Below are 22121 nucleotides of genomic sequence, written 5' to 3' on the forward strand. Positions count from 1 at the left end.
GCTAATTTGACCTCAATTTAGCAAAAATCACCACAGCGTTAAACTGATAAAAATACAACTATATGATTTGTAACATTTATTAAATTGGCATAGAGTGTGTAAGTAATTCTATAGCTAAAATATAAAATTAAATAAACTACAGAGGTTAGTATGTCAGGACAAGGTTCAGGCGGTAACGTAATCGCAGCATTATGTAATATATTTTTCCCGGGTTTAGGGCAGTTAGTGCAAGGGCGTATTCTTGCCGCGCTTATATTCGCTATATTATTTTTTGGTGGTGCGGCATTATGGTTTTTAATTGTGCCAGGAATAATTGCCGCTATTGTATATGTTTGGGCAATTATTGATGCAGCACGTTATAGATCGTGACGTAATTAATATTAAAGCTTTATAAAATAGCGCCTTTTGGCGCTATTTTGCTTTTTAGCGTCTGCTGCTATTTACGTATATAATTGCGCAACTAACGATTTAAAAGCGATACGTATGGAATATCAATTTATTCGCGATCCAATTAGCGGATTACGCATTAAAATAAGTAGCGAGCATGCCATAATTGGCCGCTGGTTAAACGAAGAAATAGGCAAAGATAAAATAGCTATGGTGCAAGCGCTTATTGCATCGGTGAGTTCAAGCTTTGAGCCTTTAACACTAAAAGGCCAAGAAATAGATTTAATTTTAACGAAAGACGAAGCCCTATTTGAAGCCCATGCTCTGCACCAAGACAGTGAAGATCTTATGGCTTACCAAGACGACGATTTAGCGCTTGAAGAAAATGGCCTAAGCAGTGGTTGTGGTTTTGAAGATTTTATAGACCTAATAAACTCATGGCATGAGTTTACGACTTCAAGATAAACATAACTAGAAAATATACAGCAATGCACAACAAGCATTTTATCTGTATTATTACACCAATGAAAATTTAGCTAATCAAAAATGACAGGAATTGATATGTCTGCCAATTTAAACAAACTAGTAGTGATGCTAGAAATGCAAAATGCCATGAATACCAAAGTACATGACCAATGGTTTAGCCAAGGGTTTGATTGGTACAGAGCCATTTGGGTTGAGTGTGCAGAAATGCTCGATCATTACGGTTGGAAATGGTGGAAAAAACAAACGCCTGATACCGAACAAGTTATTTTAGAGTTAGTGGATATTTTTCATTTTGGCTTATCACTCAGAATTGACGGTATCACCAGCTACGAAAAAATAGCTAAACAGCTTGAGCAAGAATTAAGCACTGCCTATCAAGCCGATGATTTTAAGCAAACACTGGAAGTGTTGGCGGCATCTGCTGTTGCAGATAAAACCTTTAATGCGGCTGCTTTTGCAGGTTGTATGGCGCAAATAGGTATGAATATTGACGATTTATACCGAGGTTATGTGGGTAAAAACACCTTAAACTTCTTCCGTCAAGATCATGGCTATAAAGATGGCAGTTACATAAAAGTGTGGGGCGGCCAAGAAGATAACGAGCATTTAGTAGAGGTTGTTAAAAGCCTTGATACCGAACATGCAGATTTTGCAAAGTTAGTGTACGAAGGCTTAGAGGCACGATACCCAACAAAATAGTTTGCGCTAAAATAATTAAATTAGCTTGCGATAGTCGGTAACATTTAAGTAATCGGCTATATCGTTATGTGGTTGTTGGCTGTCTGGGTTTGCAACCGCAAGCAAGTGTTCAATACCGTATTGGCGTGCAGCGTTGAGTACAGGAACACTATCATCAACAAAAAGCGTACGGCTTTTGTTAAATCCTAAGTCACTTTGCACCTGTTGCCATAAGCTTTGTTGCTCTTTACTTACCCCATATTCATGAGTTGATACGACACCATCTAAGTAGTTATCAATTGCAGTTTGCTCAAATTTAAGCATTACACACTCAGGGTGGGCGTTAGTAAGTAAAATTAACTCTTTACCTGCTTTTTTAAGTTCAGTTAAAAAGTACGGCACATCGTCGCGCACTTTTATTAAGTGCTTAGACTGTCGCTTTAGTTCCATAATAGGTAGGTTTAACTGTTGCTCCCAATAATCTGAGCAGTACCATTGTATTTTTCCGCTAACGGCTTGGTAGCGTTTTAAAATATCAGCTTGCGCTGCTTCAAAGCTAATATTTTTTGCTAATGCGTGCTGTTGTGGAATAACGTTAAGCCAAAAATGGCTATCGTAATGTAAATCGAGTAATGTTCCATCCATATCGAGTAAAACTGTATCGATTTTTGACCAATTTAGCATGGGCTTTTCCCTGTGAAAAGTTTATGATTAAGCACAACTGCCATGATAGCAAATTAACGCCAATGACACAGAAAAAGCACCCAATACCACCGCAAATCCTCAGTAATAAAGTTGTAGCTAAAAGTCGCTTATTTACCGTGGAATCTTTAGAACTTAAATTCTCTAATAACGAAGAACGTCAATATGAGCGAATTCGTGGCGGCGGGCGAGGTGCAGTAATGATTGTGCCGTTAACTAAAGATAACGAATTACTACTGGTGCGAGAATATTGCGCTGGCACTAACGACTATCAACTGGGTTTTCCTAAAGGGTTAATTGATCCAGGTGAAACACCAGAGCAAGCCGCTAATCGCGAACTTAAAGAAGAAGTTGGTTTTGGTGCAGATTACCTAAAACGATTAAAAGCGGTATCTATAGCGCCGAGTCATTTTAATACCACCATGCACATTATGGTCGCTAAACAATTGTATTCACAAACATTGCCCGGTGATGAGCCAGAGCCACTGGTTGTTGTTAAGTGGCCATTAACCGATTGGCAGTCATTATTAACACAAGACGATTTTACCGAAGCACGCAGTGTAGCTGCTTTATTATTATTAGATCAGTATTTAGCATCAGGAGTCATTGATGAATAAATTACTAGAGCCTTGTATATTATTGGCTGAGCGTGCTGGTGATGCCATTATGGCTATTTATAAACATGGCGATATTGGCAAAGAGCAAAAGCTAGACAACACACCTGTTACTAAAGCTGATCTTGCTGCTAATGACGTGCTTGTGGCTGGTTTAGAGGCGTTAGCACCCAATATTCCTATTATGTCAGAAGAAACACCAATCCCAGCATTAGCCGACAGGCAGCATTGGCAACGTTATTGGTTGCTTGATCCTATGGATGGTACCGGAGAATTTATTTTAGAAAGTGGCGACTTTGCGGTAAATATAGCACTCATTGAAAATAACCAACCTGTGCTGGGAGTTATTCATTGGCCAACAAAAGGGGTAACCTATTTTGCGAGCGCCGATAATGGGGCATTTAAGCGTAAAAATGGTAGCGACAAGCAAATATTTGTAGCCTCACCCGATAACTTAACGGTTGCTGTGAGCCGCCGTCAAAAAATTGAAGCAGTGAGCCAATACCTTAACGCCCAATTTACTACTGTTGCTTTAGGGTCATGCTCTTTAAAAGCATGTATTGTTGCAGAGGGAAAGGCCGACTGTTTTTTAAGAATAGGCCCCACTGGTGAGTGGGATACGGGCGCATCACAAATTATAGTTGAGCAAGCTGGCGGCAGTATTACCGATGCAGAGTTTAACCCACTAACTTATAATCAGCGTGAAAGTACTGAAAACCCAGACTTCATTGTAATGGGACACCCTGATTGGGAGTGGCAAAAAATGATTAATCCACACTAAAGGGAATACTTACAACATCAGCTGCTTGCTTTTTGTTCACTTGAACAATAATAATAACTAAAGCCTTGCATTATATGTTTATTCCTATATAGTAGCGCTCTCTTCAAGGCAGGCTCGTAAATATTACGGATTTGTTTTAAAGAAATTACAGGCGCGGGATGGAGCAGTCTGGTAGCTCGTCGGGCTCATAACCCGAAGGTCGTCGGTTCAAATCCGGCTCCCGCAACCAATTTCCTTTAGGGGATGAGGTTACTGTAAACTCTAGCTTAAGAGTTAAAATAAAGTAGTCGATAGACTTAAAATATACAGGCGCGGGATGGAGCAGTCTGGTAGCTCGTCGGGCTCATAACCCGAAGGTCGTCGGTTCAAATCCGGCTCCCGCAACCAATTTTTAATTGGAAGCCAAGTTGTAATGTAAGCAACTTTAAATAAGTATGCAATTTCAGGCGCGGGATGGAGCAGTCTGGTAGCTCGTCGGGCTCATAACCCGAAGGTCGTCGGTTCAAATCCGGCTCCCGCAACCACTGAAATAAATAAGAATAAACAGACACTCTTTAAGAGTGTTTTTTTATGTCTAAAATTTAGTAAGTGACTCATAACCCGAAGGTCGTCGTCACTGCGTGATGCGTTCGCTCTTCATAAACTCTGGCTCCCGCAACCACTGAAATAAATAAGAATGAACAGACACTCTTAAAGAGTGTTTTTTTATGTCTAAAATTTAGTGAGTGACTCATAACCCGAAAGTCGTCGTCACTGCGTGATGCGTTCACTCTTCATAAACTCTGACTCCCACAACCACTGAAATAAATAAGAATGAACAGACACTCTTAAAAAGTGTTTTTTTATGTCTAAAATTTGGTGAATGACTCATAACCCGAAATCGTCGCTTTACTATTTACCACATTCAGTTGGGTGAGCAGGAAGGAGTAATACATGGCTATAAAGGTAAATTTAACTCATAGAATTTATAGGTTAGTTTTGAATATAAAAGGAACTTAGCAGCTTAATTAGTGCTAAAAGTAGTTATTTTTTTAAACTTAGCGTAGCTTATGTAGCAGTAACGTAAATATTTTAGCAAGAGTAGGCATGACAGAACTTTACCACTGGTTTGATTTAATAGGTGTTGCAGTATTTGCCATATCGGGCACCTTGGTAGCGTATGAAAAGAAGATGGATGGCTTTGGTGTTGTTGTACTTGCTACCGTAACCGCTATTGGCGGAGGAACTGTTCGCGATGTGATATTAAATGTTCCGGTATTTTGGCTGCACGACCAAAGTTATTTTGCTGCAATTTTAGCTGCAATACTACTAACAACGCGGCTAATAAATAAGCAAAGAACCATACCCCACTATAATTTACAAATTGCCGATGCGTTTGGTTTAGCTTTTTTTGCTGTAATGGGCACGCAAAAAGCATTGCTCGCCGGTATGCCAGATATGACAGCAGTGATTATGGGGGTTATTACCGGATGTTTTGGTGGCCTAATTCGTGATGTACTTGCCCGGGAGATCCCCATGTTGTTAAAGGGCGAGCTTTATGCAACCACCTGTATAGCGGGGGGAATAGTGTACACCTTGTGTATTAACTTTTCGCTTATCGTTGAAGTTGCGATGATTTTGAGTATGTTGATGACTCTGTTACTGCGTTTTGCTGCCATAAAATGGGGTATTGTATTACACGTTTTTAAATATCCCGACTAAACTAAAGCTAAAGGGTATTTATTAGGATAGGGAATGTCGTTAGCTCGCATATATTCTCGTGCTCAGGTGGGCATAAATGCCCCCGAAGTGATTGTTGAGGTGCATTTAGGTAATGGTTTGCCTGCTTTTCATATTGTAGGTTTGCCCGAGGCCTCGGTAAAAGAATCTAAAGACAGAGTGCGTAGCGCACTTGAAAATTCTAAGTTTGGTTTTCCCGATCAACGTATTACTGTTAATTTAGCCCCTGCCGATTTACCAAAAGACGGTGGCCGATTCGATCTTGCTATTGCCGTAGGTATTTTAGTCGCCTCAGGGCAAATAGTGTGCTCTGACATTCATAAATATGAGTTTTACGGGGAGCTGGCACTTAACGGTGAAATACGTGGCGTAAATGCTATTTTGCCCTCGGTGCTTGCTGCTAAAGAGCAGGACCGCTGCTGTTTTTTACCACTGGCAAATGATAGCTTAGCTAGTTTAGTTAACGGGGTTAAACGCAAAGCCGTAAGCTCTATTGCAGAAGTGTGGGGCGATTTACTTAATCAGCAACCACTACCGTTAAATATACAATACCCAGATTGCACGCAAGCTCCTGATTTTTTGCTCGATTTAAGTGATGTGAAAGGCCAGCCTGGGGCAAAACGAGTACTCGAAATTGCCGCTGCAGGAGGCCATAACTTACTGTTTTTGGGCCCCCCTGGTACGGGTAAGTCAATGCTGGCTCAACGTATGGCGACCATTATGCCGACCATGTCAGATGATGAAGCAATTGCTACTGCAGCGCTTTATTCTATTATTGGCCAGTCGATTGATTTAACTAATTGGCGACAACGGCCATTTCGTAACCCTCACCATACCTGCTCTGCCGTTGCATTAGTCGGTGGCTCGTCAAACCCTAAACCAGGGGAAATTTCATTGGCGCATAATGGCGTGCTTTTTTTAGATGAGTTGCCAGAATTCGAACGTAAAGTGCTTGATTCGCTGCGTGAACCTATGGAAACTGGTACTGTCACTATTTCGCGTGCGGCAAGACAAATGGAGTTTCCGGCGCAGTTTCAGCTTATTACGGCGCTAAATCCTAGCCCTACAGGTTGTCACAATGATAAGCGGGCAACGCCTGATCAAGTAATGCGTTATTTGTCGCGTGTTTCGGGGCCGTTTATTGACCGTATTGACTTACAAATTGAATTACCAAGGCTAACGAGTGTTGAGTTGCAAAGTAGCAAACCGGAAGAAACCAGTGCAATAGTAAGAGCGCGAGTAGAGGCTGCTTATTATTTGCAGTTAAAACGCCAAGGTAAAGTGAATGCGCGATTAAACAATAAAGAAATGAGTATACATTGTGATCTCGCTTCTACTGAGTTGCAGTTTTTAGCCAGAGCGAGTGAAAAGCTGGCATTATCGCCACGCTCATACCATAGAATAATTAAAGTAGCGCGTACTATTAGTGATTTAAAAGGGGCGGAGCGTATTAGCTTAGATGAGTTAAAAGAAGCACTTAACTACCGCGCCTTTGAGCGCTTACTAGCGCAATTAACTAAGTACTAAATAGAGAGCATATAACCTTTACCGCGTACGGTAACTATGCGTTTTTGATCTTTTTCATCATTTAATTTTTTACGCAAACGGCCAACTAACACATCTACAGTGCGATCGTTTGGGCTCCAATCAGGCTGGCCTATTTCTTCAGATATTTTTTCGCGAGAAGTTGCTTTACCTGCGTTACCAATTAAACAAATAAGTACTTTATGTTCCGCTTCGGTTAAGCGCGATTCAGCACCTGTAGCTGTAATTAATGTGCGGTTGTCGGGGTGTAATTTAAAGTCGGCATATTCTATAAACTCTTCGCCGTTATCATCGTTTTTATCATTTTCTGAATTTAAGTGTGCAATGCGTTTATATAAAGCACGCATGCGCAGTTCTAGCTCAAGTAAGTCTACGGGTTTGCATATGTAGTCGTCTGCGCCTTGGGCAAGGCCTGCAATGCGATCTGCTTGTGAATCACGACTCGATAATAAAATTACGCCAATATCGGTAAGGGTGTTTAACTCTTTAGCAAGTTGTAAGCCGTCGCGCTTTGGTAAAACAATATCAATAATGGCCAATGAAAAAGCACCGCGCACATTAACACGCGACCTTATAGTGCTCAGTGCATCGGCGCCAGTGGGGTCAACTTCGATTGTAAACTCGGTATTTGTAAAATGATTTTGGATGCGTTTAACGAGTAATTCGTCGTCCTCAACCAATAAAACATGAATAGTCATAATACTTTATTGTTAATGCTTATAGTTTTCTATGGTAGCACCATTAAGTAAAGGCTGAGAAGGGCGTTTATTGCTTTTAAGTAACCTAATGTTTCAAAAGTAGTTAATAAGTTTATAGTTTAGAAAATTTAGCACCTTTAGAGCTTTATTAAAGGTGCTATTTAGCCTGTACTCAGAATAAATATCTTAATCTAAGTTTGCTTAATTATTAAAAATAATTTAGCGATTAGTCGTTAGGGTAAAGGTAATCCCACCATTGGGGCTCATTTTTTAGTTTTTTATCAAAATAAGCTAGCATGGTATTCCACCAATCAAAGCGTTTGTCGCGGGCAATAATTTGATGGTTCGCACCTTTATATTCTATTAACTCTACATCTTTATTAAGTAATTTAAGTGCGGTGTACATAGTTAAGCTTTCACCAACGGGTACGTTTGTATCACTGTCACCATGAATAAGTAGCATAGGCGTGGTTACTTTATCGGCACTAAACACTGGGCTATGTTTACTATAAAGCTCGGGGTTATTCCACGGAAAGCTGTTTTTAGACGCTTCGCCAGAATATAAATAGCCCCACCATCCTTCGCCCCAATAAGATGTGAGGTTAGAAATGCCAGCATGAGAAATCGATGCGCTAAATAAGTCGGTTTTAGTTGCTAAATGCATAGTCATAAAGCCACCGTAAGAGGCACCTAAGTTGCCTACCTTTTCGCTATCTACATAGTTGTATTTATTCAAAAATGCCTGCGTGCCTGCAATTATATCGTCGCTGGTGTAGTTGCCCCACGCATTAACGTGCTGCGCCGAAAATTTTTGCCCAAAGCCGGTAGCGCCTGTTGGCTGTATTACATAAACCACATATCCGTTTGCCGCCCATAAATTAAACGGATAACGCCCAGTAAAGCCTCGTGTCACTGGCGATGTACCACCATAGTAATAAACCAGCGCTGGGTGTTTTTTAGTTTTATCAAGGTTATTTGGGATGTAAACACGCCCTGAAATTTCAACGCCATTTTTATTAGTGAAATTAAATTCTTCGAGTGTTGGAATTTGTGTATTTGCATAGCTAAGTGGCTTTGAATCCCAGACTATTTTAGCGGTGTTTTTACTTATATTAAACCGCTTTAATTGTTGTGGACTAGAAGCCGTGGTGCCACTGAGTAATATTTCAATGTTGCGCTCGTTTGAGTAGCTAAACTGCTCAACAATATCTAAACCGATATTTAATTTTTTAAAGCGCTGCTTACTTAAATCAAATAGGTAAAGCGGTTGGGTGTCGTGCTCAGTAACCTTTAGTAATGCGTCGCCATTGTTTAATACACTCAGGCTTCCAATTGCCGGATCAAACTGTTTACTGAGTGCTTTAACGTTTTTTCCGCCGTCTGTAAGCAGGTAAAGTTGACCGTCGTAGTTATTCGCTAGCATTTCTTTTGGCAATGCTCTACCTGCCCCATTTTTAAAGTCGGGACCTGCAACAACATACACATCTTTATTGGCGTATTTGGCCTGATTAAAAGTTTTAAATTTACCCAAAGAAGTAAGCTTATTTGATTTTAAATCAAGCTCTACTAGTTCTGTTTCTGGATGAGTTGACGCTTGCATAGCGACTACAGGGCGGCTCATTAATAGTTTACCGCGCTTATTGTTAAAGTCTTCAAAGCTATGCGAAAGCGGCCCTTGGCTGAGTGTTTTTATTAAACCACTTTGTGTATCAAGCATATAAACTTGGCTTACTGAGCGTGCGTATGACCAGCGATCTTGTAACCCTTTATAATGCTTTGTAAGCTTGTCATTACGCTTGTCTGATGCAGGGTTAGACCAACTAAATATTACACTGTGCTCGTTATAAAAGGTAAAACCGCTAGCGCCTTCTAAGCGAGTAGAGAGGGTTTTTATTGATAAGTTTTTACGGTTGAGTTGTTTTAATTCACCGTTTAGTAAATACACTAAAAAGCGATTGTCTGGGCTCCAAATAAGGTTGCTTGGTTGTTCTGCCTCAAAGCGATACAGCGTTTGATTGTCGGTGTTTTTAAGCTCAGTAATATTGTTTGCTTGATTTAGAGTTTTATCATTAAAGCGGCGCGTTGTCGTAATATAGTGCTCTGAGTTTGGTGCTAATGATAAGCCGCTAATAGTGGGGGCATCAAATAACTGCTTTGCCGATAAACGCTTAGTTTGTGAAGTGCTAAGGGTAATGTTATCGCTCGGTGTTTTTGGTGCAAAGTCGAGTGTTACATCGTGCCAATTTGCAACTTGTTGCGCAACAATAATAGCAGTATGACTACCATTATTTAAGGCGAGTTTGTAGCTGCTGTTTTCTGCCTTTTGCAATTCGCCATTTATAAACAATTGTCCTTGTTCAATGCCTTTTAAGGTTAACGTACCTTGGCTAAAACGCGTGGTTTCTATATTAAACTTAAGTGCCTGTAAGCCGCCTAAAGTGAGTGCATTTATTTTATTAAATGGCTGCCAGCTGTGTTTTTTGTCAAACACCGAAAAGTTAGCTATGGGGAGTTGTAGCTGGGGTAATAAGTTACTAATTATGGTATCGCTTTGGGCCGTTTGAAAAGGCTTTAATTGCATGTTTTCAGCCAGTGGCCCAATAAATTGAATTTTAGATTTATCAAGCGGCGCTGCAAGCGTAGCAAAACTTAAGCTGCTAAGGGTAAAAAGGGCAAAGGAGTGTTTAAATAGTTTATTACTATGACGCCAAAGTGCGTTAAGTTTCATTATTATACCTATTATTATTGAGTCTTTGGCCAAATATAGCATGTATTGTTATCATGCCCATATATTCAACTAAGCGGAGAGCAAATGACATTACTGATAATTTATATGGTTGTTGCCATTGTTATTTCATTTTTATGCTCAGTAATGGAAGCCGTGCTGTTAAGTATTTCACCTAGTTATGTTGCATTGCTGCGTAAAAAACAGCCTGTATTAGCTAAGCAGCTCGAAAAACTAAAAAATAATATTGATCAGCCATTAGCGGCTATTTTAACGCTTAATACGGTGGCGCATACCGCCGGAGCGGCTGGAGTTGGCGCGCAAGCAGCCATTGTATTTTCGGATGCTGCAGTAGGGGTTGCCTCTGCAGTGATGACTTTATTTGTGCTGGTGTTTTCTGAAATCATACCTAAAACGTTAGGGGCAAACTATTGGCGAGTACTTACCCCAAGTGTGACTTACGGTTTACGCTTTTTAGTTATATTGCTTAAGCCTTTTGTATGGCTTGCACAAAAGCTGACAAATTTAATGGGGCCAAAGCACGACCAAGCCTATTATATTCGCCAAGAAATAGAAGCCATGGCCGATATAGGCACCGAGTCGGGGGCGCTGCATCAAGATGAGTCTGAAATAATTCGTAACTTATTACATTTTAGACATGCCAAATTATGCGACTTAATGACCCCACGTACAGTTATTTTTAAAGTTCATAAAGACTTAACCGTAAACGAATACTTGAACTTGCATGGTTCGTCGTCGTTTTCTCGAATATTAGTGTTTGATAAAGACACTGACGATATTATCGGTTTTGTGCATAAAAACGATATTATGTTGGCATGTCATCGCTTAGGCAGCGATTACAAAATTAGTAAACTAGTAAAGCCAATTTATACGGTTCCTAGTTCGCAAAATGTGTCGTCGTTGTTACAAACCCTATTAACAGACCGCACGCATATTTGTTTAGTGGTTGATGAGTATGGCGACGTACAAGGGATTGTCACTCTTGAGGACATGATTGAAGCGCTAATGGGGTTAGAAATTGTAGATGAGCGTGATCAGTCCACTAATATGCGTGCAGTTGCGAAGCAGCGTTGGCATAAACGTTTGGCAAATAGTAAAAACCTAGTTACTGAAGAGGATAAACACCCTCGAGAAGACAACTAAAGAGCTCTCCTCATTAGCTTGGGGGTTTATAGTTAATGGTATTTCCTGTCACTTTAATCCAATATTGTGCCCAGTCTATAAATTCACTCTTAGATTTAGGACGACTAAATAAAAATCCCTGTATTGCTAAGCGAGTTTTGTAATGCCTTAAATAGTCAAGCTCTTCAGGTCGTTCAACCCCTTCTGCTACTAGTTCTAAATGCTCTTGATTGGTAATATCTATGAGGGAGCTTACAACAACTTGAGAAAACTGATCTGTTTCTATATTACTAATAAGTGTGCGGTCTATTTTTATTTCGGTAAAGGGCAAGTTTTTAAGTTGGCTCATGCTAGTAAAGCCAACGCCAAAATCGTCAAGTGATAAGCCAAAACCATGCATTCTTAAGCGGTTTAATGTTTCTAATTGGCTTAGGCTTGAAAGTGCATGTTGTTCGGTTATCTCAATAATAATATCACTAGGTTTAAGCTGGTTAAGTTTTAATATAAGTAATAGCTTATTCGGGCAGCTAAGATCGTTTAACTGCATGGGAGATAAGTTAAATGCCAGTTTTAAATTTTGTCCTAGCTGCTCTTTTATATTTTCGAAATCACTGGTGGCTTTTTTAAAAAGCGCAAATGTAATTTGATTAATTAGATCATGTTGCTCAGCAAGGCTAATAAAGCGAGCTGGTAAAATTATACTGCCGTCGGTATTTGACACAATACGCGCCAATACTTCAGCACTTTTTATTTTACTGGTATTAATACATATTTTGGGTTGATAAAACGGCGTTATTTCATCATTTTTTAATGCGCTAATAAGCTCTGCTTTTGAAATAGCAGGTTCTTTTATTAAAGTGTGGCTATTTAAATAGGCAACTTTATTTAATAAAGCGCCTACTTGGGTTAATTGTACGGGCTTAGAAATATTACCGATAAGGTGGGCATTATGCTGTTTGGCTAAGTTGGCAGCTAAGCTAATTACCTTATGTTCCATTTCAGAAATAATAATAATAGCGCCTTGGTAATTTAGCTCTCCTAAATGGCGTATTAATTCCATGCCATCCATTTCAGGCATGTTTAAATCGGTAAAAATAGCATCATAATAGTTTATGTCACGTTTAACTTTTTCTAGCGCTTTTGTAGCACTTAGGCAAGTGGTTATGGTTTCCGACATATCTAACTCAGCGAGGATTGCTTCCATTACAATTAAAATAGCTTTTGAGTCATCAACGACCAGAATATTAGGCACTACTTTTTTCACTGTTATCCCTTTCAATGCATAGTGTGTATTACTATAAAAGTAGTAGGTTCTCATGTGTTTGTCATTCTTTTAATGTGTATATTAGCCAGCTAATAAAAAAGTTGTTATTAATCATGCTTGCTCGTGTTTTTTAGCTGAATCGGTATACTAGCGCTATTGTTTTAAACGGTTTTAATTATGATAAGAATAGAACTTAAGTTAGCCGATCAGCCCTTTACACTTATGGTTTCTGGGCAAAAAATTGTGCAGATATTTCATAGTCAACAAGCAATTACTTTTGATAACCCCCGCGACAACTATTATCAATTTACTTTTGATAACAAACTAATAGGTATTGATAGCGCATTGGTTAATGAGCAGAGTATTTCGTTGTTTGTAAACGATGAGTTTGCTACGCAACTTGCTTTACCTGCAGCTACTGGCGGTGAAACTAAAAAAGGCTGGCTAGGATTGGCCGCCCTTGGTTTTAAGCTATTTAAAAGTGCCAAAGTAATTAAGATAGTGTTAGCGGGAGCGTCAGTTGCCGGTTATGCCTGGTTATTCAGTATTGAGTTTGCACTTATGCTTATTGCTTGCTTAGTGGTACATGAATACGGGCATGTGCGTGCTATGCAATATTTTGGCATTAAAACCAAAGGCATTTATTTAATTCCGTTTGTAGGCGGGCTTGCAGTAAGTGATGATAAAATTACCACTCGCTGGCAAGATGTAGTGATTTCTTTAATGGGCCCCGCGTTTGGGCTTATAACGTCAGTATTAAGTTTAGTGTTGTACTACGCTACCGAAATGGAAATATTTGCCGGTGTTGCTGTGCTTAGCGCTTTACTTAACTTATTTAACTTACTGCCTATTTTACCGCTTGATGGTGGCCATGTATTAAAAAGTATTAGCTTTTCTATGCGCTCATGGGTCGGTTTAAGTGTGTGTTTATTGGGAGTACTGTTTGGTTTATGGCTAAGTTACACCTTCGGCTTAATGTTGTTGGTGTTCTTTTTGTTTATTGGTGCGCTGGAAATTGTATTTGAATGGCGCGGCAGACACACTTCACATTTAATGCCACTTGATAAGTATGGCCAAGGTTTTTCAGCGGTGATGTATGCGCTGGTGGTTGCCGGGCATGTAGCTGTAATGATGCATTTTGCCGATTCTGAAAACCCCATTTTAAGCTTACCAATGAAAATATTATCGAGCTAATCGTATTTAAAAGCAGGGCTGTAATTGCAGTCCTGCTTAATACATTATTTTATACAGTTAATAAAAGCTCAACATTAAGGATATAAATACTCCAGTTACAAATAGCTGCACCACACAAAATCCCATAATGTCTTTGGCTTTTAGGCCTGCTATAGCAAGTACAGGTAATGCCCAAAAAGGTTGAATTAAGTTAGTCCACGCATCGCCCCAAGCTACTGCCATTGCAACCCTTGATATGTCGGCGCCAAGCGCTTGCGCTGCGGGTATTACAATTGGCGCTTGTACCGCCCATTGTCCGCCGCCCGAAGGCACAAACATATTAACCAGCCCTGCACTTATAAAACTAAAAAATGGCAAACTGTCTGCATCCGCTATGGCAATAAAACCGCTTGATATTTGCTGTGCTAGACCACTATCAACCATTACCGCCATAATGCCGGCATAAAACGGAAATTGAATAACAATACCTGCGCCACTAGGAATTGCCTGCTGTAAGCTATTGAGTAAGTTATGCGGTGTTTGATGTAAGGTGATAGCTAAAAACAAAAACAACGCAATTACGCTATTTAAGTTTAAGCCGCCACCGGCAACTAAAAAATAATAACCTAAATAAATTAACCCCAGTAAGCCAATTGTAATACCAAGCAATTTACTTTGCTCTAAGTGTTGGGCTGGCCTAGTAATATTAATTATTGCAGGGGAGGTATTTTTTAATAGTGCGGGATCTATATAAACACTTTCCTCGGCGCTTGGAAGCATGTAACGGTTAACTAGCGGCATAATAATAAATAGCCCCACCAGTATGGCAATATTAAAGCCAGCAAATAGCGTTTGCTCAGTGCTAATAATCCCCATGCTCGATTGCAAAAAGTGCCCTTCGGTGGCTATCGTCAGTGGAATTGAGCCTGCTAATCCGCCATGCCACACTACAAACCCTGAGTAAGCGCTGGCAACTAATAAGCGGTAATCAACTCGGGTGTGTTTAGCAATGGCTTTGGCAAATAACGCACCAATAACTAAGCCAAATCCCCAGTTAAGCCAACTAGCGAGTAGTGAAATAAGCGTTACTAATATAATTGCTTTTGGTGCGGTGTTAGCAAAGGTGGCGAGTTTTTCTAGTAACTTACTAATAGGTGGAGTGCTTGCCAACATATAGCCGGTAATTAACACCAGCAGCATTTGCATTGCAAAGCTAAGTAAGTTCCAAAAACCATCGCCCCACGCTTGCAGTACCTCAATACCGGTTGTTGGAGTAAACACGCTAGCGATAACTAAGGTAATAACACTTAGTAGTATTACAAATATAAAGGGATCAGGCAGGTAGCGCTCAACGAGTTTGGTAAAGGGGGTGGCTATTTTATTAAGCATAACTAGGACTGTTGTTAGTATTATTTGTAGGGTAATTAATCACGAAAAGCATTAATTGGCAAACCGCATTTAGTCTTATGGGCGTTATGTTTAAATGGGAGTAGTGAAAATATTGCTTAAACCAATAGCATAAAGTAACGTGTTGTTTATAGATAATTTACTAACTAAGACTTTGTATTATGCCGGTGATATTTAAAAGGCTAGTGTTACTTGTACGGGCTCATATTGATCAGTTGAGTTGGCAAGCAGTGGCACTGGCTATTTTGACTCATATGCTTTTAACATGGGGATTGTTATATATAGCAAATGAGCAAGCACTCACCTCCCTAACAACCTTTTTTTATTATTACACGGTAACCACTTCAACCGTAGGGTATGGCGATTTTAGCCCAACCACAGATTTAGGGCGTTGGGTGGTAGCTTTAATACAAATACCTTTTGGTTTAGCTTTATTTGGCGTTCTGTTAGGAAAAACAGGGCAAACAATAACTTACTTAATTAGGCGCGCTATGACTGGTGATAAAAACTTTGCTCACAGTAGCAACCATATTATTATTTTTGGTTGGCACGACACCCGTACTAAAAAAATGATTGATTATATTCTAGCCGACACTAAACGTACCGAACGGCGTATTTTACTTGCAGTAACTGAGCAAATGGAGCACCCATTTTTAAGTAACGAAAGTGTCGACTTTGTACGATTAAGTAGCTTTACCGATTTAGAGGAGCTAAAGCGTGTAGCTATAAGCTATGCCGATAAAGTGATTATTGACGGCCAAGACGACGATCAAACCTTTACCACCGCATTACGTATTAGCCGTTTAGTTAAAGATGGTTGCCATATAAGCGCGCATTTTTTAGATGAAACAAAAGTAGATATGCTATTAGAGCATTGCCAAAATGTAGAATGCAGTAGTGTTAAATCGGCAGAAATACTCGTACGTTCGATGCAAGATCCAGGTTCGAGCCGAGTGCACGAAGAGCTACTATCAATTTTACATGGCGATACGCAGTTTAGCTTAGCCGTTCCAGAGCAAAGCAAAGAGATGGAGTTTGGTACTTTGTTTCATCATTTTAAACATCAGCATGATGCTATTTTACTTGGTGTGGCGCATAACTTAAGTGCACAAAATATGGATTTAAATCCGCCGCTTGATTATAAAATTAGTGCCGGCGACATTTTGCATTACATAGCGGTAGAGCGGGTATTAAGTCGTGAAGTGGACTGGCCAGCTTTGGCAAAAGCATGAACGAAGTTATATTTTTAATCATTCTTTTAATTGCCTACATTTTACCTGTGGTTATTATACTCAATAGTAAGCGCACTCAAGGCCACGAAAAAAATGCCTGGTTAATTGGCATTGTATTTTTTTCGTGGTTAGGGCTTATTATGTATTTAGCCATAGTGCCTAAACATGGGCGTAAAAAAAGGAAAAATAAAAAGCCTTAAGCAAAAGGCTTTTGGTGATAGGAAGTAATCGCCGTAGTGGTTATCGCAAGCTATTAGTTTAAACTTTAGTGCTATTCAAGCTCTTTAAGTTTGTGTTTCACAAGAGGGTCGTTTGGCGCTAATTGCTTGGCGACTTCGAGTAATTGGATGGCATCATCGGGGTGCTGCTCTTGATGTTTAAGCGCTACATCAATCAGTGGCTGAATATCAATACTGGCTTGATGCTCCTGTACATGAGCTGCTTTTTCGTCTATCAAAATATTATGTGCAGTACTTAGTAGCTCTAGGCGATGCGCCGATTTCTTATTCGCTTTGTTGAGCCTTTTGTAATAGTCCTCTTTAAAGCGCAAGGTTTTAGTTTGCAGGCGAAATTGCGCAATATCAATTTGTTGATGGCGCATAAAATCCACAGCTACTTGCTTATAAAAACCAAACTTATTTAAGTAAGTAGCGTGAGTGCCGTGGCCCATACCAAATACCCGTAAATGGTTAAGTTGCTTATAGCGCTTGGCATGTAGTCGATCAATACGATTAGTGGGGTCGTAAATAATATAGCCTTGGGCGTTGCCTAAATCTAAATCGGCATAACTGCCTTCCCAATCATATTGCTGAGCTATATCTGTGCTAGAGCGGTCGTCCCATGGCACTAAGCTTTTGTTTTTAGTGCTAACAGGGTGAAAAAACAATACCTGATCCAGCTGGAGTAATTTTGCAAAAGCACCAACCGCAAAGCCACCACGGCTTAAGCCATAACCCAATCGACAATTAAACGGCGTAAGCAATGTTGATAATTGCTCGAGAAAGAATATTAAATTTCGATTACGGAACCAGTTACTCTTACCCAAATGCTGAAAAGCGATAACATTTACATTTTGTTTTTGTGCTAGGTGATAACCCCAAGGGGCGAAGTCTGCGTGAAGATCTTGCTCCTGCACATTAGTACCAGCAGGCGAAAAGGTAAATAATAGAGGCTTAGTAATATCAATAAAGTCGTACTTAACATATACATCGCCAAGTAAATCTCCCCCAGACATTGGCAGTTTGGCTTGCTGCTCATCGCCCGAAAGGGTTAACCACTCATCTAACCAATACAGTAACTTCATTTTTCCTCCACAAAAACAAGCGGCGAATTATAGCAAATTCTCATGGATAAGAAAAACCAACATACTTTTGTAGTAGTGTCATAGAGTTATATCTGTTGCACAGTGAATTGCTTTATTTATAAATTTACCGCTGATTTTAAATAACTAGAGTTCAAGTTAAGTAATAAAAGATTTTACTCCTCAGCCATGCAGGTAATTACTTGCCAGTCATTTTGGGTTACGGGCATTATTGATAACCGCCCGCCTTTTTTAAGCGCTATGTCGGTGATGCGAGGGTTAGCTTTTATTTCTTTTAAGCTAACCAGAGAGTTTAAATGAGATTGATAAGTTACTTCTACCACTACCCAGCGAGGGTTGTCGCTGGTGGCTTTAGCATCATAATAATCACTACTTAAATCAAACTGGGTTGGATCTGGGTAAGCCGCTTTTGTTACTACAGCAATACCTACTACGCCTACGAGCTTACAGCTAGAATGGTAAATCATTACTAGGTCACCTTCTTTTACCTCATCGCGCATAAAGTTACGTGCTTGGTAATTGCGTACCCCTTCCCAAATTGTAGTGTGATTTTGTGCATTTTTAAGATCGTCAATCGAAAATGCATCGGGTTCAGTTTTAAATAGCCAATACGCCATATCAGGACTCGTAGAATGATTTACATCCTTCTATTGTATAGTATCATTTGGGTATTAGAGAATTGAGGAAGTAATAATGAGCCAAGTATTAGATGATTTATTGTCGTTGTTAACACTTGAAGAAATTGAGCAAGGTTTATATCGAGGGCAAAGCCAAGATTTAGGTTTTGGTGCTGTATTTGGCGGCCAAGTAATGGGCCAAGCGCTATCTGCGGCAAAAGAAACGCTACCAGAGGGGCGTATTGTACATTCACTCCACTCTTACTTTTTACGCCCAGGCGATGCCACTAAGCCTATTGTGTATGATGTAGAAGCTATTCGCGATGGTAAAAGCTTTAGTACTCGTCGGGTTAGTGCTATTCAGTACGGCAAGCCTATTTTTTACATGACAGCGTCTTTTCAAGGAGCTGAAGAAGGGCTATCGCATCAGGCGACTATGCCTGACGTCCCTTTACCTGAAGAGCTGCGTTCATCGTTAGAGTTTTATAAAGAAAACGCTGAGCAAATCCCCGCTGCTATTCGCAATCAATTTATTAGTGAAATGCCAATAGAGATACGTCCTGTGACCTTTCATAACCCATTTAAACCTGAAGCAATGGAGCCTGTTAAGCACATTTGGTTTAAAGCTAACGGTGAAATGCCAGACGATCAACGTATTCATAATTACTTATTAGCGTACGCTTCTGATTTTGAATTTTTGCCAACTGCTTTGCAGCCGCATGGTGTGTCTTTTATGCAACCTAATATGCAAGTTGCCACGATTGACCATGCAATGTGGTTTCATCGACCATTTAGAATGGATGACTGGATTTTATACTCAGTTGATAGCCCAAGTGCAAGCTCTGGTCGAGGATTAGTAAGAGGGCAGTTTTTTGACCGCCAAGGCAACTTAATTGCCTCAACAATGCAAGAAGGGGTTATGCGTCAGCGCTAACTTACGCACTAGTAAAAAGGGTAGTAGGTGCCATATAAATTATGCGGCACCTACATTTAAACAGGTAAGTAAGCGGCGTAGCACTCACTTAAAACTAAGGCTTTATTTACACTGACCTTGTACTATATCGCTAATTGACTGCCAAACTCGTGCTGGCAATAATGCTTTAAGATGCATATAAGTTTCACATAATTGCACGCTGCCTATTAAGCCTGCATCACCATCAGTAATTAAAGACTGTGCGCGTAAATTATCAATAAAGCCGACCAGCACCTTTTTATCAAAAAACTCAGGGGTTTTAATCCCATGCAAAGTGCCTAAACGTTGTGCCAGCACTTGGCTTTCTCGCTCTAACTCCGCTTTTTCAATGCCGTTGCTAGTTTGTATAAAGCCAATCACAATTGCATAACGCTGCAATGTAAAGTTCAGTGCTTTACCTAACATATCCAATTTAGCCAAACAGTCGTTGGTATTGGTTATATGAATGTTATCGCCATCAAGTTCTATTAAGTTTTGATCGACAAAATTCGCCAAAATACGCGTAATGTAATCCTCATCTAGCTCTCGTAAATACCATTCTTTAGCAAACAGCGGATAAAACGCCGCAACTAGCTGCTGACACTTTGAAACTGTTGTGGTTTTTTCTCTAAACAAATGCAGTGCAATTAAACTTGGTACGGCAAAAAGATGTAAAATATTATTACGATAATAATTAAAGAGTGTTTTTTCTTTATCGTTAATCGCGATAATTTCGCCAAATTCATCACTTATCACATCAAACTTATTAAGCTTTAATGCATGCGTTAACAGTTGCTCTGGCGTTTCTTCTGGAGCTGTTACTTTATTACTGTAGCTGGCATCGCGTTGTAAGCGTAAGTAAAAATCAAGTTGCGCTAAAAGCTTTGGCTTACTCAGTGCGTGCTTGTCGTTTACCAGTAAAATCATCGCCAATAAATTAACTGCATTAAGTGCCGCTGCATTGTTAATTTTAACCATAACTTGGTCGGCTAGGTTTGCTACTTGTGGGCCTAACCACTGTGGTTTTTGTACATCGGTAGGATGTATGTCGTCACGCCAATTGGGTTGGTTGTCATTTAAGTATTGGTTTATAGAAATAGGGTCACCAAAGTTTAAATAACCTCGGCCATAGTTTTTAAGGTTTTTAATTGCTTTAAAAATCCCAAAGATAGACTCACCTTTTTTATCATTTCCAGCGAGTTCTTTAAGGTAAGTGTTAATTTCCATAACGTGCTCGTAACCAATATATACCGGCACAATAGAAATAGGGCGGTCAATACCACGCAGCATTGCTTGCATGGTCATTGCTAACATACCCGTTTTAGGCGGCAGCAAGCGCCCGGTGCGGCTACGTCCGCCTTCGGTATAAAATTTAACAGAGTAACCTTTAATAAATAACTGGCTTAAATACTCTTTAAATACCGCAGAGTAGAGCTTATTACCGGCAAATGAACGGCGAATAAAAAATGCGCCCGAGCGGCGAAAGATCCCGCCTGCCGGAAAAAAGTTAAGGTTAATACCTGCGGCTATATGTGGTGGTACTAAACCTTGATGATAAATAGCATAAGTAAGTAGTAAGTAATCCATATGGCTGCGATGGCACGGCATATAAATAATTTCGTGGCCTTTATTGGTTAGCTCATGAATTTGCTCTGTGTATTTTATATCTATACCGTTATATAGCTTATTCCACAGCCAAGTTAAAAAACGCTCAGCTACGCGTATCATCGCCTCTGAATAGTTAGCCGCTATTTCATTAAGTAACTTAACCGCATTTTGACGTGCTTGCGCTTGGCTAATGTTTTTAGCTTTTGCTTCGTCTTGTATGGCCTTTTTTATTGTTGGAGAGGCTAATAATGAGTTAAATAGCTGCTCGCGCGATGGCATTTTAGGGCCTGTAGCGGCAAGTTTTTGGCGGCGAAAGTGTACGCGGGCTACTCTTAATAGTTTTTGTGGTAGCTCGTTAACGTCCGCTTTTTCGTCTACTAAAAGTGATAAGTCGAGTGGTTGGCTAAAGCGGATAAAGTTATCTCGGCCAGAAAACAGCACCACAAATAACTTTCTAAACCAACTTGGTGTTAATGAGTGTGTTATGAGCGTGCTAAGTCCGGGCTTTTCTTTGCCGGGTGCTCGGCCCCATAAAATAGTAACAGGAATAACCTGTACATCTTTTTGACCACTACTTAATAAGTGGTCAATAATTTGTTTGCCTTGCGCCAGGGCATTAGTTGGCTTTGCTATATCACCAATTAATGGTGGTGGGTTTTCAATCCCTATAAAGCGGTCTAAGCGTTCTGTGCCCAATATTTGTTGTTCTCTAGGGTCGGGTAATCCATGGCGTTTACATACCCGAGCAAGCGCCGCTAAGTCAAAGCGAGAGTTTAGGCGCACAATATAAAAGGTAGGGTTTTTAGAGTTTAATTCATATTGTTCAGTCGGCTTTTCTGGCAGTACCTTACTTCTTACAAGTAAGCGGCTTACTCCAGCTGATAAAACATTTAAGCAATAATTTACAATACGCATCGACTCACCATATAGAGAGTAATTACCCATATAATTTGGGTATATAAAAGCAAAATTGGCGCATATGATAACATAAGATCTAAAAAAGCCTTTAATTTGCGTTGCCGATTAGTCAGTACATTATGGCTTAATATATATGCATTACACCTGATTG

At 39.9% G+C, this 22121-nt stretch carries 20 protein-coding genes and 3 tRNA genes; 15 read left to right on the plus strand and 8 right to left on the minus strand.

Annotation, left to right across the window (positions count from 1 at the left end):
* The first annotated feature begins 150 nt into the window (after window positions 1-150).
* The 3 genes from PTRA_RS00610 to PTRA_RS00620 all read left to right on the plus strand — a co-directional run bounded on the left by PTRA_RS00610 (window position 151) and on the right by PTRA_RS00620 (window position 1572).
* Window positions 151-369, plus strand: a complete 219-nt coding sequence (locus PTRA_RS00610) for a hypothetical protein (RefSeq protein WP_011326845.1) — start codon at window positions 151-153, stop codon at window positions 367-369.
* A gap of 114 nt (window positions 370-483) precedes the next feature.
* Window positions 484-852 carry a YacL family protein gene (locus PTRA_RS00615; protein ID WP_058374477.1) on the plus strand — a complete coding sequence of 123 codons (369 nt, stop codon included), beginning with the start codon at window positions 484-486 and terminating at the stop codon, window positions 850-852.
* Window positions 853-948: 96 nt separating this feature from the next.
* Window positions 949-1572, plus strand: a complete 624-nt coding sequence (locus PTRA_RS00620) for a dUTP diphosphatase (protein ID WP_058374478.1) — start codon at window positions 949-951, stop codon at window positions 1570-1572.
* A gap of 15 nt (window positions 1573-1587) precedes the next feature.
* Here PTRA_RS00620 and yrfG read toward each other — a convergent pair whose 3' ends face one another.
* Window positions 1588-2235 (minus strand): GMP/IMP nucleotidase, encoded by a 648-nt coding sequence (yrfG, locus tag PTRA_RS00625; RefSeq protein ID WP_058372304.1) that lies wholly within the window; start codon window positions 2233-2235, stop codon window positions 1588-1590.
* Between the two features lie 62 nt (window positions 2236-2297).
* Here yrfG and nudE point away from each other — a divergent pair, with 62 nt between their 5' ends.
* The 7 genes from nudE to PTRA_RS00660 all read left to right on the plus strand — a co-directional run bounded on the left by nudE (window position 2298) and on the right by PTRA_RS00660 (window position 6894).
* Window positions 2298-2870: an ADP compounds hydrolase NudE gene (nudE, locus tag PTRA_RS00630; RefSeq protein ID WP_058374479.1), complete on the plus strand. Its 573-nt coding sequence runs from the start codon at window positions 2298-2300 to the stop codon at window positions 2868-2870.
* Complete coding sequence (gene cysQ, locus PTRA_RS00635; RefSeq protein WP_058372305.1) at window positions 2863-3648, plus strand: 3'(2'),5'-bisphosphate nucleotidase CysQ; 786 nt, start codon at window positions 2863-2865, stop codon at window positions 3646-3648. The genes nudE and cysQ overlap by 8 nt, the downstream gene beginning before the upstream one ends.
* A gap of 152 nt (window positions 3649-3800) precedes the next feature.
* Window positions 3801-3877: transfer RNA gene (locus PTRA_RS00640), tRNA-Met, on the plus strand.
* 81 nt (window positions 3878-3958) lie between these two features.
* A tRNA-Met gene (locus PTRA_RS00645) sits at window positions 3959-4035 on the plus strand.
* A gap of 60 nt (window positions 4036-4095) precedes the next feature.
* Window positions 4096-4172, plus strand: a tRNA-Met gene (locus PTRA_RS00650).
* 562 nt (window positions 4173-4734) lie between these two features.
* On the plus strand, window positions 4735-5349 hold the full coding sequence (locus PTRA_RS00655; protein WP_011326851.1) for a trimeric intracellular cation channel family protein: 615 nt from the start codon (window positions 4735-4737) through the stop codon (window positions 5347-5349).
* Between the two features lie 33 nt (window positions 5350-5382).
* The gene (locus tag PTRA_RS00660; protein ID WP_058372306.1) at window positions 5383-6894 is read left to right on the plus strand and encodes a YifB family Mg chelatase-like AAA ATPase; all 1512 of its coding nucleotides are present in this window, start codon (window positions 5383-5385) and stop codon (window positions 6892-6894) included.
* On the opposite strand, the gene PTRA_RS00665 is transcribed toward PTRA_RS00660, so the two are convergent.
* Window positions 6891-7610: a response regulator transcription factor gene (locus PTRA_RS00665; protein WP_058372307.1), complete on the minus strand. Its 720-nt coding sequence runs from the start codon at window positions 7608-7610 to the stop codon at window positions 6891-6893. The genes PTRA_RS00660 and PTRA_RS00665 overlap by 4 nt on opposite strands.
* A gap of 226 nt (window positions 7611-7836) precedes the next feature.
* The gene (locus tag PTRA_RS00670; RefSeq protein ID WP_058372308.1) at window positions 7837-10338 is read right to left on the minus strand and encodes an alpha/beta hydrolase family protein; all 2502 of its coding nucleotides are present in this window, start codon (window positions 10336-10338) and stop codon (window positions 7837-7839) included.
* Window positions 10339-10422: 84 nt separating this feature from the next.
* On the opposite strand from PTRA_RS00670, the gene PTRA_RS00675 reads away from it, so the two are divergent.
* Window positions 10423-11499, plus strand: a complete 1077-nt coding sequence (locus PTRA_RS00675) for a hemolysin family protein (RefSeq protein WP_058372309.1) — start codon at window positions 10423-10425, stop codon at window positions 11497-11499.
* A 13-nt stretch (window positions 11500-11512) separates the two neighbouring features.
* Here the strand turns inward: PTRA_RS00675 and PTRA_RS00680 are convergent, their stop codons facing one another.
* Window positions 11513-12742, minus strand: coding sequence for an EAL domain-containing response regulator (locus PTRA_RS00680; RefSeq protein WP_058372310.1), 1230 nt, complete (start codon window positions 12740-12742; stop codon window positions 11513-11515).
* A gap of 177 nt (window positions 12743-12919) precedes the next feature.
* Between PTRA_RS00680 and PTRA_RS00685 the strand changes: the two genes are divergently transcribed.
* The gene (locus tag PTRA_RS00685) at window positions 12920-13936 is read left to right on the plus strand and encodes a metalloprotease (protein WP_058372311.1); all 1017 of its coding nucleotides are present in this window, start codon (window positions 12920-12922) and stop codon (window positions 13934-13936) included.
* 57 nt (window positions 13937-13993) lie between these two features.
* Here the strand turns inward: PTRA_RS00685 and PTRA_RS00690 are convergent, their stop codons facing one another.
* Entirely contained in the window at window positions 13994-15304 is a 1311-nt protein-coding gene (locus tag PTRA_RS00690; protein ID WP_058372312.1) for a short-chain fatty acid transporter, read from the minus strand.
* A 179-nt stretch (window positions 15305-15483) separates the two neighbouring features.
* On the opposite strand from PTRA_RS00690, the gene PTRA_RS00695 reads away from it, so the two are divergent.
* Both PTRA_RS00695 and PTRA_RS00700 read left to right on the plus strand, forming a co-directional pair.
* On the plus strand, window positions 15484-16554 hold the full coding sequence (locus PTRA_RS00695) for a potassium channel family protein (RefSeq protein WP_058372313.1): 1071 nt from the start codon (window positions 15484-15486) through the stop codon (window positions 16552-16554).
* Window positions 16551-16754: a PLD nuclease N-terminal domain-containing protein gene (locus tag PTRA_RS00700; RefSeq protein ID WP_058372314.1), complete on the plus strand. Its 204-nt coding sequence runs from the start codon at window positions 16551-16553 to the stop codon at window positions 16752-16754. The genes PTRA_RS00695 and PTRA_RS00700 overlap by 4 nt, the downstream gene beginning before the upstream one ends.
* 71 nt (window positions 16755-16825) lie before the next feature.
* Here the strand turns inward: PTRA_RS00700 and PTRA_RS00705 are convergent, their stop codons facing one another.
* Together PTRA_RS00705 and PTRA_RS00710 are read right to left on the minus strand one after the other, a co-directional pair.
* The gene (locus PTRA_RS00705) at window positions 16826-17857 is read right to left on the minus strand and encodes a hypothetical protein (protein ID WP_058372315.1); all 1032 of its coding nucleotides are present in this window, start codon (window positions 17855-17857) and stop codon (window positions 16826-16828) included.
* A gap of 173 nt (window positions 17858-18030) precedes the next feature.
* A complete protein-coding gene (locus PTRA_RS00710; protein WP_058372316.1) occupies window positions 18031-18492 on the minus strand; it encodes an EVE domain-containing protein in 462 nt (153 codons plus the stop codon).
* A gap of 76 nt (window positions 18493-18568) precedes the next feature.
* Between PTRA_RS00710 and tesB the strand changes: the two genes are divergently transcribed.
* Window positions 18569-19426, plus strand: a complete 858-nt coding sequence (tesB, locus tag PTRA_RS00715; protein ID WP_011326863.1) for an acyl-CoA thioesterase II — start codon at window positions 18569-18571, stop codon at window positions 19424-19426.
* Between the two features lie 102 nt (window positions 19427-19528).
* Here the strand turns inward: tesB and plsB are convergent, their stop codons facing one another.
* Window positions 19529-21967 carry a glycerol-3-phosphate 1-O-acyltransferase PlsB gene (plsB, locus tag PTRA_RS00720; RefSeq protein ID WP_058372317.1) on the minus strand — a complete coding sequence of 813 codons (2439 nt, stop codon included), beginning with the start codon at window positions 21965-21967 and terminating at the stop codon, window positions 19529-19531.
* Window positions 21968-22121: the final 154 nt, after the last annotated feature.

The organism is Pseudoalteromonas translucida KMM 520, assembly GCF_001465295.1.
Taxonomy (GTDB): domain Bacteria; phylum Pseudomonadota; class Gammaproteobacteria; order Enterobacterales; family Alteromonadaceae; genus Pseudoalteromonas; species Pseudoalteromonas translucida.